The 4,293-nt window shown below is 63.5% G+C and carries 4 protein-coding genes; 1 reads left to right on the top strand and 3 read right to left on the bottom strand.

What is annotated here, in order from left to right:
• Nucleotides 1-444 precede the first annotated feature (444 nt).
• The gene (locus E0T84_RS31770; protein ID WP_171054889.1) at nt 445-615 is read right to left on the bottom strand and encodes a hypothetical protein; all 171 of its coding nucleotides are present in this window, start codon (nt 613-615) and stop codon (nt 445-447) included.
• A 41-nt stretch (nt 616-656) separates the two neighbouring features.
• Here E0T84_RS31770 and E0T84_RS03460 point away from each other — a divergent pair, with 41 nt between their 5' ends.
• Complete coding sequence (locus E0T84_RS03460; protein ID WP_138743756.1) at nt 657-2,078, top strand: cytochrome P450; 1,422 nt, start codon at nt 657-659, stop codon at nt 2,076-2,078.
• 7 nt (nt 2,079-2,085) lie between these two features.
• Here E0T84_RS03460 and E0T84_RS03455 read toward each other — a convergent pair whose 3' ends face one another.
• Both E0T84_RS03455 and E0T84_RS03450 read right to left on the bottom strand, forming a co-directional pair.
• Nucleotides 2,086-3,351 carry a glycosyltransferase gene (locus tag E0T84_RS03455; protein WP_138743755.1) on the bottom strand — a complete coding sequence of 422 codons (1,266 nt, stop codon included), beginning with the start codon at nt 3,349-3,351 and terminating at the stop codon, nt 2,086-2,088.
• Between the two features lie 61 nt (nt 3,352-3,412).
• Nucleotides 3,413-4,252, bottom strand: coding sequence for a TylF/MycF/NovP-related O-methyltransferase (locus E0T84_RS03450; protein ID WP_070189411.1), 840 nt, complete (start codon nt 4,250-4,252; stop codon nt 3,413-3,415).
• Nucleotides 4,253-4,293 lie beyond the last annotated feature (41 nt).

Raw genomic sequence — 4,293 nt, 5'->3', positions numbered from 1 at the left:
CGGCACTCCAAACCATCGGGGCGGGTTAAATGGAACACGTTCTAAACCTAACGCAGACGGCTCGATCGCCAGGGATTTTCGGGGAAATCGTCAATATTTGCTGTCTGCTATCTGGCGCCCCCAGTCCGGCACGACTCCGCCGCGTGCGTGAACCGTTAGCATGGCGAATTTGCCACAGAACATTGATAGAAGCGCTGCGCATCGCCCACCATCGCAGCCAGCACCAGCTCTTTCGGCGATGCTGTCATGGTTTGCCAGAATTTTGCTGACCGGTGCACGACTTGCCGCCGCAGCGACCCTGGTTTCGGCCGCACGGCCACAGGACCGCCTGGAAGAACGAATTCAATCGATCAGAGAATGCTATGCATTCGCTCAGAATCTCACCTGAGCAAAGGTCAAACCGCGCTGCTTTCGACCTCGGCAGCGGCACAACCTGCAGACCACTCAGCGAAGTCGCCACGGCGGCAGCGGTATCCGCCGAAAGTCCCCCGCACCCAACTGGACGACGTACGGTTGGGAAATACCGTAGAGCTCAGAGCTGCGATCCTGGATCGACGCGGACACATGCGCCCCGGCGACCGTCGACCAGCGTCGGTGACAGCCCGAGGTCGTCATGTCGGAATCCGTACCGTCTAGTAGCTAGGGATCACGAAGAAGTGAGCGATACCGCCAAAACCACACTGCCGCCTGGACCTCCGCTTCCCATGGTGGTGCAGTCCGCGTTGATGGCCGGCTTCGGTCTTCGCTTCCTGAGTTGGTGCCAGCGCCGTTACGGCAAGATGTTCACGCTTCGTATTCCCTTGTCCGGCAGGGTCGTCTATCTCGCCGACCCTGCCGACATCAAGACGGTGTACGCGGGCGACCCCCGCATCTTTCACTCCGGCGAGGCGCATTGGTTCTTTCGTGGGCTGCTCGGCGAAAGCTCGCTCTTCGTGCTCGACGAGGACGCCCACCACGCGCTACGCCGCCTGACAATGCCGGCTTTTCACCGCGACGCGGTGGCGCAACAGGCTGCGCAGATGACCGAGATCGCCGCAGCGAACATCGCCGGTTGGCAGGTCGGCAAGAGCTTCCCGGTGGCGCCGAAGACTACGGAGATCACGCTCGAAGTGATCCTGCGGACCGTCATCGGTGCCAGCGACCCGGCGCGACTGGCGGCGTTACGCAAGGTCGTGCCGAGATTGCTGTACATGAAACCTTGGGAAACACCGGCGATTACGAAGCCGAGCCTCCGTCGCCACCGACCGTGGCGAAAGGTGGGCCGACGATTCGCGGAAGCAGACACCTTGCTCTACGCAGAAATCGCCGACCGCCGTGCCGACCCGAATCTGGCCGAGCGAACCGACGTGCTGGCCATGCTGGTCCGCGCCACCGACGACGACGGCCGGTCGATGTCCGACAGCGAACTGCGCGACCAACTGCTGACGGCGATCGCAGCCGGCCACGAGACGACGGCGACGGCGCTGTCGTGGGCGTTGGAGCGGCTCACCCGCCATCCCGTCGCACTGGCCAAGGCCGTGCAGGCCGCCGATGCCAGCGCCGCCGGGGATCCGGCCGGAGACGAGTACCTCGATGCGGTGATCAAGGAAACCCTGCGTATCCGTCCGGTGCTTTTCAGTTCCGGCCGGGTGCTCAAAGAGTCGACCGAGATCGGCGGATATCAGCTGCCATCCGACATCATGGTCGACCCGGCGATCGGGCTGGTACACGCGAGCGCCGAGGTTTACCGGGACCCGGAGCGCTTCGACCCCGATCGAATGGGCGGGGCCGCTTTGAGCCCGACGACCTGGCTGCCATTCGGCGGGGGGAATCGACGCTGTCTCGGTGCCACCTTCGCGATGGTCGAGATTCGCCTCGTGCTTCGCGAGATCCTGCGCCGCGTCGAGTTGGGTACCACTGACGCAGCAGACGAGAAGCAGCGAGCGAAGCACGTCACCTTCGTGCCGCATCGAGGCGGGATGATCCATGTTCGCGCGATCAGGAATGCCACACCGCTCTCAACCGAGTCGATGGCTCCTCAGTGCCCAGCCAACCTTCAGCGATCGCCGAACTCGCCGGAGTCGCACCCCCGACGCTGATCAGTCGTTACTGTCGACCGAGGCCGGCGAACTTTTCTACGAGGTCGGCGGTGGCGATCACACTTTCGGCCGATCGGGTCATCCGGGTGGCGAGTTCGCGGGCGCGCACGGCATATTCGGGTTCGAGAATCGTACGCAGGTCGGCGACCAAGGATTTCTCGGTCATAGCCGAAAAGCGCCTGGAAGTACCCACTTTCATTCGCTTGACCCTAGATCCCCACAGCGTCTGATCGAGATCGGTCGCAAGGATCAACGTGGGAACTCCGGCACGCAAGCCCGCCGCAGTGGTGCCCAGTCCGCCGTGGTGCACGACAGCACGGCAGGCGGGAAACGCGGTCGTGTAATTCATCGAGCCGACTATCTTGACATGCTCCGCCTGCGGAACGTGACTCAAGCCGGTCCCCGCAGCACACACCAGCGCCCGCTCCCCCAGTTGCGCGCACGCCGAGCCGATCATGGCGAGGGTCTCGGTGGCCGACGCCAACGGCAGGCTGCCGAAGCCGAAGAAGATCGGTGGGGTTCCGGCAGCGATCCACGACGCGACCTCAGCGTCGGCCTCACCGGGTAGGTCCATCGTCAGGGCACCGACAAAGGGCCGTTGAGCGGACCATTGCGCCCATTCGGCGGCGAGCCCTGGGAAGACCACTGGGTCGTAACCTTGAATCTCCAGCGTCCCGCGCTCGGTGAGTCGCCACGGGGACGGTGACGTGGCCTGCGGCAACGCCAGCTCACCGCGTTGTACGCCCTCGACCCGCCTGGCTTTGCGCCACGCGACCCACTCGCCGGCCTTCATCGCGGACCTGCCGAGCGGTGCGGGCAGGAACGGCACGAACTGCCCATTGGCCCGCAACGGAAACAGATGCAACGTGGCCAACGGAATGTCGTAGTACTCAGCGACGTTGCCGGCGGCATCCTCGAAGTTCACGCCGGTGAAGAGCAGATCAGCGCCCTCGGACAATGTCGTCAGCGTGGCGACGATGTCCTTCCAGCACTGCAGGAACGGCTCCACCAACTCGCGCCGTAACTCGATCAGTTCCCGGACCTTCCAGAAGTTGCGGGACAGGTGTGTCCAGAAGTTGCGGTGCGCATCCAATACGTCCTGCAGGTCGGGGCCATAGGGGATCGCAGTCGGGCCGGCGGCCTCGGCGAAGGAAACCAGATCGGGCGGGACGGCCATGTGTACCTCGTGTCCGCGATGCAGGAGCTCGCGGCCGACGGCGACGCAGGGCTCGATGTCACCGCGGGTCCCATAGCTGGCCAGGACGAATTTCATGGCAGATCCTGTTTCGATGTGCTTCCGCGACTCCTGCCGGACAGCGAGAGCTGGGCCGGCGCTACTTGCGCCACAGCACAGCAGTCCCGTCTATGTCGACGATCTCGGCGGAGATCTGATGTTCCGTGCGGTAGTCGGTCACGGCTTCCCGGCACGGCTTGAGGTCGTGGTAGTCATCGATGATGCAGAAGCCCCCGGGGGACAATCGCGGGTAGAGCGCCTCGAGCGCTTGGATGGTGGATTCATACAGATCGCCATCGATCCGCAGCACGGCGATACGCTCGATCGGCGCATCATGCAGGGTGTCCTTGAACCAACCAGGCAGAAAACGGACCTGATCATCTAGCAGTCCGTAGCGCTGGAAGTTGGCTCTGACCTCCGTTTCGGGCACTCCGAGGATTCCGGCAAGGCTCTGGGTCTTGAGTCCTTTGTCCGCCTTGTAGTTCGCGGGATCCGCAGGTGGCAGGCCCTCGAACGAATCCGCCACCCAGACACTTCGCGTCTCATCGCCATAGGCTGCCAGTACGGCACGCATCAGGATGCAGGCCCCGCCCCGCCACACTCCACATTCGATGAGGTCGCCGGGTATGTCCTCAGCCAACACAGTCTCGACGCAATGTTGAAGACTCGTGAGTCTCTGCATTCCGATCATCGTCTCGGCCTCGGCCGGCCAATCGATCCCCAAGTCCCGCTTGTGTTTAGCGACCGTGCTGCGATTCTCGTTCGGAGTGGCGCGTGCGAGCCGATGTGCTCCGCCGCGGACCATCATGCGATTGAGTGTCTTGAAATAGAGGCGGCGCCGCAGTGTCCACTGCGCAGGCAGTCGCTCGTGCATCCCGTACCTGGTGAGGTTGCCCCGCATCAGGTCGAGGTACAGAGATCGAACATCGAGGTCGGTCACGTGAAACGGGCCCCCCAAGGCGTGTAGTCCAGACAGTTTCG

The organism is Mycobacterium sp. DBP42, from assembly GCF_005924235.1.
GTDB lineage: Bacteria > Actinomycetota > Actinomycetes > Mycobacteriales > Mycobacteriaceae > Mycobacterium > Mycobacterium syngnathidarum.
The sequence above is the reverse complement of the archived record's forward strand: the minus strand, read 5'-3'. Positions and strand labels throughout refer to the sequence as shown.